This is a genomic window from Bacillus mesophilus, from assembly GCF_011008845.1.
In the GTDB taxonomy this organism is placed as follows: domain Bacteria; phylum Bacillota; class Bacilli; order Bacillales; family SA4; genus Bacillus_BS; species Bacillus_BS mesophilus.
The window spans coordinates 387,689-403,609 of the sequence record NZ_JAAIWM010000004.1; the positions used below are offsets into that span (position 1 = coordinate 387,689).

Here is a 15,921-nt window from a genome sequence, read left to right on the forward strand (position 1 = left end):
CTCAATGTATTTAAACCAAGAAAAAGTCTGTTTCCTATAATCATGGAAACAGACTTTTATAATGTTATCTACCTAGCTTATTATCTTAGTTTTGGCTCGCATTTTATAACCTAAACCCCAAGAATGTATATAATAAAGTAATAGAACAACCGAAGACTACAGGAGGAGTTGTTCCAGCTTTCTATCTGTAGAACCAAGTTCAATTATTTACATGACAAAGGCACTCATTGCTAAGTGCCTATTTATAATTTGATTAATTTAAGGGGAAAAATCATCCATAAATAAACTTAACTAGTTACAAATTCTAATCCAGTATATAGACCACAAGAGCACCTAGTCTCACCGAAAAATAGTGAATAACTAGGTGGAAATTCACGGTTTACTCGTTGTACGTCCTTTGCAAACTCTTCTGAAGATTTTGGGACAGATTTAAGGGAATCAGCTTTGTCCTGAGAATCAATACTTGCCCCAGGAGGAACAAAGCGATTGGCTTTTAAAGTAACTCCATTTGTCACAACCGCTCCTGAAGAAATAAAGCAGCCTTCCTCCACTTTCGCATTATAAACGATGGCATTAAATCCAACAAAGGTATCATGCCCAATATAAACTGGTCCATGGATTAATGAACCATGTGCACACGTCACTCTCTTCCCAATAAAAATGGAGAAACGTTTATTTTGTACCGTCACATATTTTTGTTTTAATCCATGTAAAATTACACCATCCTGCAAATTACTATCACTTCCAATAAAAAATGGAGTGCCTTCATCTGCTCTAATGCTGACAAATGGTCCAATAAAAACGTTTTTTCTAATGAACACTTTACCCACAATGTATGAAAAAGGGCTTAAATAACTAGAAGGGTCAATGAGGGGATAGTAAGAAACTGGATTAAATGATGTAACAGGATTGGCTCCTATAAAGTAGGTGTACATGTTATACGGTCCTGCTGGGTTCATACTATTCTCCTTTCAAAATACTTGGTATGAAAGAAGTGTATTGATGGTACATCAGATATATGAGTTTTATTCACAACTTTTCTTTACATAAGGTTACTACAAATATATAGTTTCATTTTTTAAGAGGGATGTATGTAGAGTGGGGCTTTAATTCACAGTGTCCTTGGATACCTAGCTTCTTACTAATCTACAAATTTTGAGTTCAATAAGATAATAAGATCTTTTACATCTTTACAACTTTTCATCTCTTCCTTACTAATAAGCAGCTCATACCCATTTCTTCTCTTTAAGAGGGCAGCAGGAAATTGAACTTTCGGGATGCTACTCCCTAGTTCGTCAAGGTGCAGAAACGTTACTTTATATGGAAGAGTCCGAAGATAGCTCTTCCACTCCCAGTTCATTGAAGTTAACCCATAAGTTAGCTGACACAGCTCACACGGGTATGTTTCAGGAGATGATAATTTATGAAGACTATCAAGAATTCCATTCCATACCCCACTTTTAGCGTTGTATATAAAAATAATCTCCTTTGACATTTATACCAGCCCTTTCATGATAAGAGTAGTAAGACAATTCTTTTACGCACACGTATTACTCTGTTAATGAACATCCCGATAAAATTACTATATAAAAAAACCGAAGAACACTCTCAACTTCATTCTTTAACCCCCTTTTAGTAAAAAGTTTCCTACATAATAATACCATTTTTTCTTCTACGATCCTTCTCCGGTACTTCAAAAAGGAGTAACATTTTTCTTTTCCCATTAAAATTAAATTTTTGATTGGACATATGACAAGTGGAATATGGGATGAAAAGAGACAGTCAAATGACTGTCCTTATTGATTCTTATATTTGTTCCATGATCATATTTAACAAAACTTTGTACTTCTCAACTTCGGCACATGTAACCAAAGAAATACAGAGCGACCTAGACTAAATAGTACAAAAGCAAGCCAAACACCTTGGTTTTGATAGATTGGTACAAGAAACCAAATAGCTGCTAAAAAGAGTAACAGAGCCATAAATATAGAATCTCTAACTGGTTTAGCCTCAGTTGCACCTGAAAAGATTCCTTCTAGTAGTAAGCCCCAGAAACCAACGATTGGAAAAATAGCCATCCATACTAGCAAACTACTTGCAACTTCTTGTACTGAAGTAATCGTTGTGAAAAATGAAATAAGCTCATTCCCAAAGTTCATTATGGCAAAGGACAATAGCACGGCTGTTAATATGCCCCATTGAGCCGAAAGGATATATGCCCTTTTATATAGAGATTCATTTTTTCCTCCTATAGCCCTTCCCACTAGAATGCTAGAGGCATTGGCAAATCCACCTAGTAAATAAGCCATAATGTAATGAATCTGGAGTAAAATCGCATTTGCTGCTAGCGTAACTTCTCCCATACTTGCACCTTTTACAGTAAAAATAACGGTCATCGTTAGCAAACAAACGGTTCGTAAAAACAAATCCCGATTCACCTTAACCGTTTTCACTATAGCTTCAGCCTCTAGTAATAAAGGAATGTTAAACTTACTAAAGTCTATTTTTTTTGTTTTGAGAATGATCCAAATTCCAAATAGAATTGCGCTAACTTCAGCAATTAGAGTTGCATAGGCTACTCCAGCAACACCCAGCCCTAGTCCTAATACAAACACAACATCAAGTACAATGTTCAGCATATTCATGACAATCTGAGTGGCTAAGGCTAACTTGACCTTCCCCATCCCAATCAGCCATCCAATGATCACATAACTTAATAGAATAAAGGGGGCACCCCATATTCGTATGGAGAAGTAGGTCTCTGCATAGACTGAAACTTCCTTTGTCCCACCAATCAAAGGTAGTGCTATGTTAATAATTGGCTGTTGAAGAACTATAAATAATAATCCAAAAATAAGGGCTAAAATAGCTGGTCTGAAGAAGGAAGCGAGCATTTCGTTTTCATTATTTGCTCCTTCAGCCTGTGCAGTAAATCCGCTTGTACTCACTCTTAGAAAGCCAAGCAGCCAATACATTGTATTAAAAATTACTGCGCCAATGGCCACCCCACCAATCGCCGCAGGTACCGGCATCCTACCAACAACTGCTGTATCAACCGCACCTAAAATGGGAGTTGAAATTCCAGAAATAATAAGTGGGAGTGCTAATGCTAAATACTGCCGATGGCCTAACGGCGCTGAATTACCTAAAGTAACAGAAGTCGCTGCTACTTTCATACCTTTCACACCTCTTCTCCAGATTGCTCCAGTAACTCAATCCCTATCTATCCAAAGAAGCTGCCTTAATAAGTGCTTTTGTATACTCATGTCGCTCTTCTTGATATAGATCAGCTAGTCCAAAAGAATCAACCATCCTACCGTCCTTTAAAACTATCACTTTTTCACAAAGGTACGAAACAGCTCTTAAATCATGTGAGATAAATAGGATGGTAAGGTTCTTCGTTTTCTGAAGCTCCTTTAACAACCTTAAGATTTGAACTTGGACAGTCACATCTAGGCTGGCAGTAGGTTCATCACATACTAAAAGTAAGGGCTCAATGCTAATCGCCCTAGCAATCCCAACTCTTTGTTTTTGTCCTCCGCTTAATTCTTCCGGATACCTTTCACTCAAACTTCGGTCCAGTCCAACAATTTCCATTAACTCTTCAGCTATCTCTTTTCTTGATAGTCCTTTTATGTTTAAGAAAGAAGGTGATACTTCTTTAAAGTTATCTAGTGGTTCAAGGATACTTTTCCAAACTGGAAGTTTCGGGTTTAAACTACTGGTAGAGTCCTGAAAAATCATTTGTACATTTTTACGGAACTGACGTAATAAGTCCCTCTTTTTTGGTAGGATTGGGATCCCATTAAATAGAACCGTACCATCCCGATATGATTCAAGCCCAACGAGAACCTTTGCTAATGTACTTTTACCACTTCCACTTTCACCAACAATCCCAATGCATTCACCTTCATTTACAGAGAAGGAAACATCATCCAAGGCTTGAACATTTTTAGTGTACTTTTTTGATAAACGATCTACCTTTAGTAAACTCATAAAGACTCCACTCTCTCCTTTTGATTACCTGCCACTTCATTTGGTAGAGTAAGCAGGCAGGAGCATAGTTTTTTCGTATACGGATGCTTATGGTAACAACGAATTTCCTCTGAGAACCCTTCTTCCACGATTTCTCCCTGATTCATCACATATATACGGTCTGCTCGTTTATAAGCTAATGTGAGATCGTGGGTAATCATTAATACTGCGCAACCTGTCTCTTTTCTTAGTTGGTCAATATAATCCAACACCTTCTCACCGCTAATGACATCTAAAGCTGTTGTCATTTCATCACAAATGATTAATGAAGGTCTTAAAGCAAGTGCCAAGGCGATAGCTGCACGTTGCGTTTGACCACCACTTAATTGAAAGGGATACCTTTGATAGGTCTTTTTTGAATCTAATCCCATCTTTTCAAGTACTTGGTAAGCAACCTCCTTCGCCTCCTTTTTACTCATTTTCTGATGTGTGCGGATCGTTTCGACCATCTGTTTACCAATTTTAATGAAGGGCGTAAAAGTGCCTCGGTAATCTTGAAAAATCATTCCTATTTCATTTCCTAAAAGGGTACGGTGTTCCTTTGAAGAGAGGGATAATACATCCTTGTTTTTAAAATAGATCCTGCCATATACACTCATTGTTAAAGGTAGGAGACCAAGTATCGCTCTTGCCGTTAAGCTTTTACCACTACCACTCTCGCCAATTAAACTAACGATTTCTCCTTCTGTTAGCTTAATTGAAATATTATTGATAAATACCTTTTCATCTGTTTTACCTTTAATGAACAAATTTTCAATAGAAAGTAGGGGTCTATTCAAAACGACGGCCTCCTTTTCTTGTATCAAAATAACTTTTTAAACCATCCCCTAAAAGATTACAGCACAAAACCGTTACCATTATGGCTAGACCAGGGTAAATCATGAGAGAGGGTACCACTTGAAAATAACTTCTTCCTTCATTCAGCATTGCACCCCATTCTGGAATGGGTGGCTGAGCTCCTATACCAATATATGACAGTGCGGAAATCAGTAAAATTATCTTACCGATATCAATTGCAGCCATCACAATAATGTCAGGCATTACATGAGGGATAAGATGAACACGAATTGTTTTAAAGGCACTTGAATGCGACAGCTTTGAAGCTAAAACATATTCCTTTTCTTTTTCAGCTAACACAAGACCACGAACGACACGTGCATAAACAATCCACCTTACTAGAACAATCGCAATAATCACATTAGTTAAGTTTGGTCCTAAAATACCAGCAATTGCAATTGCTAAAATGAAATCTGGAAAGGATAAGATTCCATCTACAACCCTCATCAAAAAGGCATCTATTCTCCCTCCATAGAAGCCAGATAATAGTCCAATTGGAACGCCGATGATTATGGCTACCAAAATAGCAAAAATACCTAAGCCGATCGTTAATTTTGCTCCATAAATGATTCTTGAGAAAACATCCCTTCCTAGCTGGTCTGTTCCAAGCCAATGAGTGAAAGATGCACCCTGTAATCGATTCCCCATATCAACATAAAAGGGATCGTGTGGAACAAGACTGCTACCGAAAAAGGTTAAAAGGGAAAGACCTATAGCTAGGAAGCCACCAATTATTAAATTAGGGTTACGAAGAATGGTTGAAGTTCTGGCAATTATGGCTTCCATTATGCAATCTCCCTTCTTTGTTCCATTTGCGGATTGATCACTAAGTACAATAAGTCCACAATGAGATTTGTGAACACAACAAGTGTTCCTACAATCAGAATGTATCCTTGAATTACTGGATAATCTCGTTGCATGACGGCTTGAACAATGAGTTCACCCATACCTGGCCAAGAGAACAAAATTTCAATCACGGTGATTCCACCAAGTAAGCTTCCAACACTAAGTCCAAACATCGTAACCAATGGAACCATGCTTCCTCTCAAGGCATGGAAAAGAAGTACATGACCTTTTCCTAATCCCCGTGCCCTTGCTGCTTCAATGTAAGGGCTTTGCAGGGTGGAAATTAGCCGTTCACGTAAAAGCCTGATATACATCGGTGCCATCGCAATTCCTAGCGTAATTGAAGGAAGAATATAATGCGCTATTGTCCCTTTTCCCATTACGGGTAGAAGATTAAGTTTTAGCGAGAAAAAGTAGATAAATAGTAACCCTAGCCAAAAGCTTGGAATAGATGCTCCTATCATGGCAATCCATCTACTTATGTAATCTGGCCACTTCCCTTCATAGACGGCACCAACTACCCCGAGTGGTACAGCAATGAGAAAAAGAGACAGTAAACCACCAAAGGCTAAGGCAAGCGTCGATGGTAACCTGCTCATAATCATGTCCAACACAGGTCTCTTAGAAATAACCGACTCTCCTAAATCAAACCTTACTACATTTAAAATCCATTCACGATATTGGACGAGTATCGGTTGGTCAAAGCCATATTCCTTCAGTAACCTTTCCTCATCCGCTTTCGTAGCTACCACATCATCGACCTTCAGTATTTCTCTTATTGGGTCACCTGGTGTAACTTTCATTAAAACAAATGTAAAAAAAGAAAGAACCAATACAGTCATTACTAATTGAATAACCCTAGAGCCAACCATGGAAAATATTCTAAACACAAGATTCACCTACCTCATTACAATTTCTTTAAAACCACGAAAAGTGAAAGTATCAGTTTGATACTTTCACTTAGTTAATTATTCTACATCCATTTTATTTGTAATTAAGTAGTACTCTTCTGAACCAGGCTGCCAATTCTTAATTCGTTCATTTACACCAACGATAATATGTGGGTGCAAAATAAATGAATGTGGTACCTCATCTTGGATCATCTCAACAGCTTTCTTCTGTAACTCAATTCGGTCATCAAGATTTGCTGTACTATTTAGTTGTTGTGTAATCTCATTTAGCTCTGGAATATTGATTTGACCAGGATTCAAACCACCTTCTGGTAAATACGCTACATTTAGAAAATATCCACCATCTCCACGAGGAGCTGTTAAGTTTGAATACGTCACTAAATCCCACTCATCCTGTTGCTCCCATAAGTAACTATCAATATCTTCAACAGTAACAATGTCTATTTTAATTCCGAGGCTAGCCGCTTCAGCTTGTAAGTATTGCGCCATTAAAGGAAGCTCTGGTCTACCCTGATAAGTTGCCAATTTCAACTCAAGAGGCTCACCGTTTTTCTCTAATATTCCATTTGCATTTTTCTCATAGCCAGCTTCTTTTAAAAGTAACTCTGCTTGTTTTGGATCATATTCTTCAGGAGCTTTTTCTCCCGCAAAGGCAAAGTTAGGGTTGAATGGACCTGATGCTTCCGTCGCATGCCCATTCATAATTTCACTCACTGCAACAGGTCTATTAATCAATTTGTCTAGTGCTCTTCTAACATTCACATCCTGTAATGCCGGTTTTTGAGCATTATAAAGAAGGAAATGTACACGTAAGCTTGAAACCGATTCGACTCGTAAGTCTTCTCGACTTTCAATTGGAGCTAAAGCTTCAGGTGGTAGATGGAATGCAATGTCTGCTTCTCCTGATTGAAGAGCAAGCGCACGCACATTACCATCTGAATTAAACTTTATTGTTACTTTATCCAGTTTTGCCGCACCATCCCAATAGCCTTCATATCTTTTTAAGTTAATTTCTGATTCAGGCGTAAAACTAACGACCTCGAATGGCCCAGTCGCAATTGGCTTTTCGCTATGATTTTCAGCATCCACCTTAATGATGGAAGCATTCGTATGAACTAACTCCGAAAGAAAAGCAGGATAAGGTTCATTCGTTGTAAAACTGATGTCTTGACCACTAGCTACCATAGATTCAATTTTCAAGTTCGCTCCGATTGACTCGTTTACACTCAACAAACGTTCAAATGAAGCCTTAACCGCCTCACCATCAACAGGTGTTCCATCATGAAACTTTACACCATCACGAATCGTAAACTTCCACGTAACCGGATCGACTTGCTCCCATGTCTCTGCTACCCAAGGCTGAATCTCTAAATTCTCATCAACCTTTACTAACGTCTCTGCAATTCCTGCACGGACTCCCATCCAGTCTTGATGTGGATCAATCGTTTTTGATGCAAAGCTAAATAGTAAGGTAACGGACTTCTCAGCTGTAGCAGCTGATTCATTGGCAACGTCTTTATCTTGGGATACTGATTTCGTCTCATTATTTGAACAACCCGCTAAAAAAGCAAAGAGTAAAGCTAGTAACATATAAAATATCGTCTTGTTTATATACTTCATTATTACACTCCTATTTTTGTAAAGTTATGTTAAGTAAGGACTTTCTTGAATTTAGGTGAATGAGTCTTTTTCCTTGATAATGCAATCGATGCACCAATAATAATTGCACCACCAATTATTGAATACAAACTTAAGACCTCACCCCAAAAAATAAATCCCCAAACCACATTAAAGAAGATTCCTATGTATCTAACAACCTCAACCACTATAATATTTTCGTGAGTAAACGCACTCGTTAGAACAAGTTGACCTACGAGCGAAACAATACCTATGCAGATTAGGTAAAACCAGCCTGTTAGGGAAGGAACAACAAATTCATTCCACATCAGAGGAAGTGATACAATCGTTCCAGCTGCCAAAAAATAAAAAACAATCTCATATTTGTGATGCGACCTACTTAAATATCTAATCGAGGTTGCAGCACATGCTGCAAGAAAGGCACTTAACACTCCGACAAGCGCATAAACTGTGTAAGATTCATAGTTAAAAGGATTGATTAAAAACAGGGCACCCAAAATAAAGAACGGAAAAAGCATAAGCATTCTTCTTGTCATTCTTTCTTTTAAAAAATAACTAGATAGCAAGATCGCAAAGAATGGTGACAGATGAGCTAGAATACTAGCATCTCCTAGTGGAATATGGGCAATTGTATAAAAGTAAGCTAGTAGATAAAGAGCACCTAGGACTCCTCTTAGCACCAGCATCGGAATGCCCTTTTTTGAAAAAGTGACTCTCTCTTTCCTCATTATTAAGAAAATAAGCAATGCACCTATCACACTACGAAAGAACACTATTTGTGACACCGGAATTGTTTCACTGGCCGCCTTCACGAAGACGTTCATAATACTAAATGTAAATGCTGAAGCAATTGCAAGCATAATTCCTTTTTTCACAAACTACCTCCAAAAACTCTCATTAAATATGATTAGATAAGTCATCTCCCCTTTAACGTAAATCCAAATCATTACGATTTGAGGTTAAATTTTTTTTAAAAAAATTCGTTAATTACCAGTTTATATATCGTAATCATTTTGATTTGTACTAGATTAATATACGAAAACTGAATTTGTTCGTCAATACAAATCGTAATTATTACGAATTATTTTTGTGGTTAGGTATAATTCGTACTCATGGTACATATAGAAACATTTACTTTTTTTAAATCAATAATTCAAAATTTCACTTTATATTTTGCCCGATTCAATTCGCTGCAGGTACTTACTTTCCCCGCGGAGAAAACCGTCCCTCCCCCACCAGGATTGCTACGACGAACAAGTGAATGCGTTTTTAAAATAAGTATGAAAAACAATAAAAATGCAATCAAGAACTATCATCTTAATTTTCATCGATCATCAATTGAAAAAAAATCTTCAAATAAGAAAAACATAGAGAGATTTTAGTCTGCCTATGTTTTTCATTCATATTATTTATCTGTTTGTTTTTGCTTTTTTTTCAAATACTCCGCACGAATTTTTTCAAGTTGCTGCTTTTTATCAAATTTGGCAGGCGTCTGTTTTTCATGAAACTTTGTCACAGCTACCTGACCTTTGGCATCCAATTGATATTTTCCCAATTTGTTCACCTACTTTTCTTGTCTTTAAAGAGAATCTATTCAACAATTATAATATACCTTATATCACTGAAGTAAACCCTATTACTTTATTAGTGTACTGCTAACTTTGCAAATATCAGCAAAAATAAAACTTAGTAAAATAATTCATCGCATAAAGGTTTTCATTTCATAGCATTTCTTGGTTGTTCAGCGCTCTACCAAAAGAACTGGATAACGATGTTTTATAATTTGTTTTAGTTCTTGAATCTCTAACAATTTAATCCGTTCAATAATATTGTCTATATACCTTTTTAAAACTTACTACTATTACTTGATACTAATTTAAGTTAATCGTTTGTTTCCGTTACCAGATGAAATATCTTCAATGGAGCCACTAGATGTGATGACAGGATGGAAATCATTAATGAAAAGACAACCAGGATTTAAAAAAGCTCAATTACTAATCAGTCTAGCAAAATTTTCTATTGGAACTGGACAAGCACTTGATGCTTATAAATTTCACTTAGAACAATTGTTAGAAGAATATGACCTAGCAGTAAAACAGCTCGATAGAGTTGAACAACAAGTAAAAGAAGTTCTCAATCAAATACCATTCGCGAAGAAACTGCTTATGATAAAGGGGATAAGTGAAATCTCATTAGCAGGGATTTTAGGCGAAGCAGGTGATCTATCTGGATTCTCTCATGGGAATTCTCTATTACGTCATGCAGGATTACATCTAGCTGAAGCAAGTTCTGGAAAATGGAAGGGGCAAATTGTCATTTCGAAGCGTGGTAGGTCAAGACTTCGACGTTTCCTTTACTTAGCCACTATGAGCCTTGTGATGAACAACCCTGAGTTTAAAGCTATTCATACCCATAATGTGGAGGTAAAGAACTTGAAGAAGATGAAGTCAATTATGAAACTCATAGGTAAATTAGCAAGAATGTTTGTAGGAATAGCAAGACGAAACGAGTCTTATAATCCACATAAAGTACAAGCTACAATCCCTTTAGCAGCTTAGGAAAAATAGATACTAAAGGGCTTGGAAAATATTAGTCTATATCTTTAATCTTGAATGTTTTCTTATTCGTAGGATTTCAAATATGTACGGAGTACCAGGTTTATTCAACAAAAGGGCAATATGACCCATCCCGTTAGCATAACTGGCCTCCACCCCTTGGATAGGCATGACGAAGGAATGAGAGGGCATTTGACCCGTTGAGACATGGGAGGGAAAGCCTCCAGGGGCGGCGTGGAGATGTACATTATATGGTAAAATATGGAGTAATAGCTAACTCCTTTATTTAACTATGCCTTCACGAAGCCAAAATGATCCGAACTCGTTTCTATACCCGTAAATCCTTTTTCAAGGGGTATGAAATCCTGCGAATAAGTGAGCATTCGAGAGATAATAGTATCAAACTGAGGGAGTTGAATAAGGTGCCATCATTAAATCTTATCTAAAAACCTTTGAACCTCATTCGGTGATTTTAATATAATAACTTTTTTATCCTCTAACAATTGTTCCAGCTTTTTTATAATGTCTGGTCTTTTAGATTTTGGGTAATTCCATATCCATTTCAAAAAGTTTAAATCAATTCTTTCTTCGCAGCCTTCCCCCATATCTGGTCTTGTCTTATTTCGGTATTGCATCATTCTTTTGAAAGCACGGTAAACACAAATTGTTCTATGAATATCAAGAAAGATTATAGTATCTGCTGCATTAAGCCTTATATCCATTGTCCCACCATAGTTTCCATCGATAATCCATTCTTCTTTATTCACTAAGTCATTTTGAACTTTTTTTTGTTCATCCTTTAGCACTCCTACCCAATTAGGTTTCCAAAATAAGGAATCAAGGTGGTAAACATTTATTTTTAGCTTTTCCCCTAATTGCCTTGCCAGTGTGGATTTGCCTGAACCACCTGAACCAATAAGTACAACCTTTTTCATTATATCCCCCTTATTGAGTTATCCTGCACCGTTAGCACGAGAAGCAACTGTTCCCTTGTTGAACACTTGCCCCCATTTGTTTGATAAGCAAGATTTCTAATCTTTGATGTTTAATTGTACATTTGTTTATGCCATTGTTCTAAGATATACGCTATACTATCTCGTAATTTTAAACAATTATTTCTGTAAAGCAGTCTAAAATAAAATCCTCGTAGAAAGTTTATAACATTTGTTTTCTTCCAGAAGAAGTTTAAACTATATCCTTCTTTTTCTAAAAGTTCATTTAACTCATCAGAAATTTTTAATATCCAATTTTCCATTTCACTATCAGATACACCTTTCTCTTGAAGGGCTTCTACTGCAAAGATAAGTCTTTCCTCTTCTTCATCAACAAATGGTAATTCTTTTGAGCTATCTTTGAATAAACATAGTTTAATTGTTTCAAGACACTTAGAAGATAGCTTAATATTGAAATTAGGATGACTTATAGCTTCTTTTAATAAATCTGCTCCGTGTGCAATACTATGTGCCCATCCTTTTTCAACCACATAGCCACGAATATCTTCTTCAAGTTTCAAATATTTAATACTATCCTCAATCGCCTGTTTCAACATTTCATCTGACAAAAACCGCTTTTGCCTATCTTTCTTTAGGACTAATACAATAACTAAAGCGGAAAAAGAACGAGTAAATACTGAGTCATTTTCTTTTTGACCAATATCCAAAAATAAGTTTCTAAGACAAACTTCAATAATGTGATTCATTTGTTTTATTGTTAAATAGTCCCCGAGAACAAGTTTTCCAAATGCATTATAACCGATTTATATTCATCAGCATAATCAATTAATTGTTGTGATGCTATTTTCGCTCTCAATTTTGCATCAATCAAAGACTCGCATTCGTTAGAGTATCCACTAAACCATATTAATCTTAAAAGGACTCCCCAAATACTCGGTCTCAACTTGAGACTTAATAATTTCAATGAAGGTGTAGGTAACTCAGTTTCTCGAAACAAAGGGTTAGAAATTGTTTTTAGTTTTGCATTTAATATTTTTGCTGATTCTACTGACCTTTTTAAATCACTGGTAATTACAATTTTTGCTGTTGTAATTTTATCAAGAGTCTGTGAAGGATATGTTGACTCTTCAAACACCCCATTAAAATCATACTTTTCAACCCATTCCCTAAACCTCATACAAGTTATTTTATCATTATCAGTAAGCAATGATTTTCCATGTCTGATCAATGATATTTCCATAAATAATCTCCTCTTACCCGATAATCATTACCTAAATTATTGATTTAATTATGTTAATCACCAAATGCAAAAATTATATCTGTCTCGCAAACCAATTCTCCATCCACTGTGGCTATTCCTTTTCCTTTACCGATAGGACCTTTTAATCGAGTAATTTCTACTTCAAGGCGTAATTGGTCCCCAGGTTTTACTTGCTTTTTAAATCGACAATTATCGATACCTGCTAACAGTCCTAATCGTCCTTTGTTCTCCTCTTTAGTTAGCATGACAACTGCACTTACTTGAGCCAAAGCTTCAACGATGAAAACACCTGGCATAACAGGGTAGTTAGGGAAATGACCATTAAAATAATACTCATTTATTGAAACATTTTTAATTCCAATACCCCTTTTTCCCTCTTCTAATTCTAATATTTTATCTATCAAAAGAACCGGATAACGATGTTTTATAATTTGTTTTATTTCTTGAATATCTAACAATTTTATCCCTCCAATAATATTGTCCATAAATATTTTAAAACTTACTACTATTACTTGGTACTAATTTTAAAAAAAAAAAAACATACTTCATTTTACTAATAAGGATTTACAATCTTAAACTAACATTCCCAATAGCGAAGAGTGTGTCTGCTTCTTCCAGATACGCTCTTGTAACTTGAAGAAAATAATTATCTTTCTTTAAATTTTTTTAGCCATTATAAATATGAATGAAACCAAAAAATAAAACAATTAAAAGTCCAATTATATGGAGATGGAATTGTCGGTGAAAGTCCTTCAAAAATGTAATCATTTTATAGGAACTATCATAAATGCAATACCTATAATAAAACATAAAAATAAGTTAAAAATTCTCTCCAATGTAACTTTCCCTTCTTTATTTTTTAGACGTTATTAAAATTTAAAAAGTTACATAAATATAAAAGTCCTTAACAATCCGACCGTTCTATTAAGTGAAATCCTTCACAAAATTCACTAAAATAGAGTTGTTTATTGCGTATTACGTAGTAAAAAATGACGAAATCCTACTTGCACTACTATGCATTAAGTTATACTCATAAGCACATTTAACCATTTTTAAAGTCAATGTACTGTTGTCTATACAAGCTTGTACCTTCTTACATAGCTTGCTAGTGTAAGGAGGTGAATAATAATGTCATCCAATTGTGAAAGATTAGCTAGAATAATTGGTGGTACTGCTCAACCCTCTGATGGGGATGTGTAGTTTCAAGACTAAGAAATATAAATGCGACAATCCTAAATAGGAGAACACGATCCCCACTGTCCTTACCATTTGCATTATCATTTGAAAATCCCAAAAATGGGAGAACCCTAAATTTAGGTGAAACAGTTATTCTTCAAAAGGAAATTAATCCCTTTATATCCGCTCTTCGAAAAAGAAATATATTAGTTACTGCTCTGCACAACCATTGGTTATTCGATGAACCAAGACTAATGTATATACACTGGGAGAAAATTGATAATCCTTTTGAATTTGCTAGAGATAGTTTTGAAGCAGCGAAAGAAGCAGGTTTATTTTAATTTGATTTTTAGCTCTCATTTTGAGAGCTTTATTTTTACTTAAAAATCATCTTTTATTATTACACAGCTTTTGTCTATAATTCGATTCCTATAAACAAAACAGCTCCTTTAGTGGAACCACTTTAATTAGTTAGGATATGTGAAACGTTTGTGTGACTAAAATGTAAAGGAAAGTATATTTGAACTAGAAAAATTCATATACTCCCTCATCGAAATAAAAAAATTCTTCCTTTGTCACTCTATACCGAGTATAACCTTCATAAAAGGCAGTTAAATATTCAGGGTTATCCATAAATTTTCTTATTGCTAAGGATTCATCATATCGAGGGTCTCCTACTGTCATACCAGCTATATCAATAAATAGTTGAACTTCTCCATTAATCACAAATACATTATCCGTTGTGCAATCACCATGTATCATAGTCTGTATTACTGGTGTAGGCTTTTTAGTCTTTAGATGGTTTAATAGTTTTATACTACCCCCAGTTTGTCCATTTTCAACATAGCTTTGTGCTTTTATTAGCTGACCTTCTAACCAGTCTCCCTCTCCTTTAAGAATTTCAAGCGGCTCTTTTTCATGAAATTGATGAAGAAATTGTCCAAAACTCCTAATTAACGATTTCCTTTCGGTGGATGAAGTTGCTTTGGTTAAAGCTGCCGTTAATGTCATTCCATCCTCAAATGACATTATTAGGTGGTCACTATCCTTTCCCTCAATAAAACCATAGTATTCAGGAACTGAAATGATTTTTTTCTTATTAAGTATTTTTAAAACCTGAGCCTCGGCCTTCAACCATGTTCTGTATTTTTCTTTATAGGAACTTTTAAGTAAATATGAACGATCCCCTGTAAAAATTCTACGAACCTCCGAGGTCCAACCTTGTTCATCTAGTAAGTTAATCTTATTTATGGAACCTATTACTTCCTCTATCTTCCTCTGTAAACTTTCATCCATATAATCCCCATCTCCCAATTCCTCTTCGAATCTATATAAAATATTCTCTGGAATTGTGTATTTACCCTCTATATACTTATTTTTTCTTAAATAAACCCTGACCGTTAGTAGAGTAACTTCTATAAAAATAAGCGTTAATCCTTCTTGGATCAACGCACCTATATAGTTGAATAAAGTCCATCATTAAAACTTATCTAAAAACCTTTGAACCTCATTCGGTGATTTTAAAATAATAACTTTTTTATCTTCTGACAATTGTTCTAGCTTTTTTAAAATGTCTGGTCTTTTAGAATTTGGGTAATCCCATATCCATTTTAAAAAGTTTAAATCAATTCTTTCTTCGCAGCCTTCCCCCATATCTGGTCTTGTCTTATTTCGGTATTGCATCATTCTTTTGAAAGCACGGTAAACAC

General features: G+C 35.6%; 17 protein-coding genes and 1 pseudogene. 2 read left to right on the forward strand and 16 right to left on the reverse strand.

What is annotated here, in order from left to right:
* Positions 1-287: 287 nt before the first annotated feature.
* The 10 genes from G4D63_RS13950 to G4D63_RS13995 form a co-directional block, all read right to left on the reverse strand.
* Positions 288-959 (reverse strand): LbetaH domain-containing protein, encoded by a 672-nt coding sequence (locus G4D63_RS13950; protein WP_163180255.1) that lies wholly within the window; start codon positions 957-959, stop codon positions 288-290.
* 182 nt (positions 960-1,141) lie between these two features.
* The gene (locus G4D63_RS13955) at positions 1,142-1,495 is read right to left on the reverse strand and encodes a hypothetical protein (RefSeq protein WP_163180256.1); all 354 of its coding nucleotides are present in this window, start codon (positions 1,493-1,495) and stop codon (positions 1,142-1,144) included.
* Between the two features lie 334 nt (positions 1,496-1,829).
* On the reverse strand, positions 1,830-3,176 hold the full coding sequence (locus G4D63_RS13960) for an MATE family efflux transporter (RefSeq protein WP_163180257.1): 1,347 nt from the start codon (positions 3,174-3,176) through the stop codon (positions 1,830-1,832).
* A 43-nt stretch (positions 3,177-3,219) separates the two neighbouring features.
* Positions 3,220-3,996, reverse strand: a complete 777-nt coding sequence (locus G4D63_RS13965; RefSeq protein WP_163180258.1) for an ABC transporter ATP-binding protein — start codon at positions 3,994-3,996, stop codon at positions 3,220-3,222.
* The gene (locus G4D63_RS13970; protein WP_163180259.1) at positions 3,993-4,814 is read right to left on the reverse strand and encodes an ATP-binding cassette domain-containing protein; all 822 of its coding nucleotides are present in this window, start codon (positions 4,812-4,814) and stop codon (positions 3,993-3,995) included. The genes G4D63_RS13965 and G4D63_RS13970 overlap by 4 nt, the downstream gene beginning before the upstream one ends.
* Positions 4,807-5,658, reverse strand: coding sequence for a nickel transporter permease (nikC, locus tag G4D63_RS13975; protein ID WP_163180260.1), 852 nt, complete (start codon positions 5,656-5,658; stop codon positions 4,807-4,809). Before nikC ends, G4D63_RS13970 begins: the two co-directional genes overlap by 8 nt.
* On the reverse strand, positions 5,658-6,608 hold the full coding sequence (nikB, locus tag G4D63_RS13980; RefSeq protein ID WP_163180261.1) for a nickel ABC transporter permease: 951 nt from the start codon (positions 6,606-6,608) through the stop codon (positions 5,658-5,660). Before nikB ends, nikC begins: the two co-directional genes overlap by 1 nt.
* A gap of 78 nt (positions 6,609-6,686) precedes the next feature.
* A complete protein-coding gene (gene nikA, locus G4D63_RS13985) occupies positions 6,687-8,249 on the reverse strand; it encodes a nickel ABC transporter substrate-binding protein (protein WP_239585961.1) in 1,563 nt (520 codons plus the stop codon).
* Between the two features lie 29 nt (positions 8,250-8,278).
* Positions 8,279-9,142: a DMT family transporter gene (locus G4D63_RS13990; RefSeq protein ID WP_338023943.1), complete on the reverse strand. Its 864-nt coding sequence runs from the start codon at positions 9,140-9,142 to the stop codon at positions 8,279-8,281.
* A gap of 530 nt (positions 9,143-9,672) precedes the next feature.
* Positions 9,673-9,822, reverse strand: coding sequence for a hypothetical protein (locus tag G4D63_RS13995; RefSeq protein ID WP_163180262.1), 150 nt, complete (start codon positions 9,820-9,822; stop codon positions 9,673-9,675).
* Positions 9,823-10,153: 331 nt separating this feature from the next.
* On the opposite strand from G4D63_RS13995, the pseudogene G4D63_RS14000 reads away from it, so the two are divergent.
* Positions 10,154-10,825: pseudogene (locus tag G4D63_RS14000) on the forward strand (transposase); the annotation flags it as partial.
* A gap of 428 nt (positions 10,826-11,253) precedes the next feature.
* Here G4D63_RS14000 and G4D63_RS14005 read toward each other — a convergent pair.
* The 4 genes from G4D63_RS14005 to fabZ form a co-directional block, all read right to left on the reverse strand.
* Complete coding sequence (locus G4D63_RS14005) at positions 11,254-11,757, reverse strand: DNA topology modulation protein (protein WP_163180263.1); 504 nt, start codon at positions 11,755-11,757, stop codon at positions 11,254-11,256.
* Positions 11,758-11,867: 110 nt separating this feature from the next.
* Positions 11,868-12,482: a DUF2785 domain-containing protein gene (locus G4D63_RS14010; protein WP_163180264.1), complete on the reverse strand. Its 615-nt coding sequence runs from the start codon at positions 12,480-12,482 to the stop codon at positions 11,868-11,870.
* 50 nt (positions 12,483-12,532) lie between these two features.
* A complete protein-coding gene (locus tag G4D63_RS14015; protein ID WP_163180265.1) occupies positions 12,533-13,015 on the reverse strand; it encodes a histidine phosphatase family protein in 483 nt (160 codons plus the stop codon).
* Positions 13,016-13,068: 53 nt separating this feature from the next.
* Positions 13,069-13,494: a 3-hydroxyacyl-ACP dehydratase FabZ gene (gene fabZ, locus G4D63_RS14020; RefSeq protein WP_163180266.1), complete on the reverse strand. Its 426-nt coding sequence runs from the start codon at positions 13,492-13,494 to the stop codon at positions 13,069-13,071.
* A 771-nt stretch (positions 13,495-14,265) separates the two neighbouring features.
* Here fabZ and G4D63_RS14025 point away from each other — a divergent pair.
* Entirely contained in the window at positions 14,266-14,553 is a 288-nt protein-coding gene (locus tag G4D63_RS14025; RefSeq protein WP_338083665.1) for a DUF1259 domain-containing protein, read from the forward strand.
* A gap of 184 nt (positions 14,554-14,737) precedes the next feature.
* Here the strand turns inward: G4D63_RS14025 and G4D63_RS14030 are convergent, their stop codons facing one another.
* Entirely contained in the window at positions 14,738-15,508 is a 771-nt protein-coding gene (locus tag G4D63_RS14030; protein WP_163180267.1) for a phosphotransferase family protein, read from the reverse strand.
* A 183-nt stretch (positions 15,509-15,691) separates the two neighbouring features.
* Positions 15,692-15,921: P-loop NTPase family protein (locus G4D63_RS14035; RefSeq protein ID WP_476727078.1), on the reverse strand; the 230-nt coding region annotated here is incomplete at its 5' end.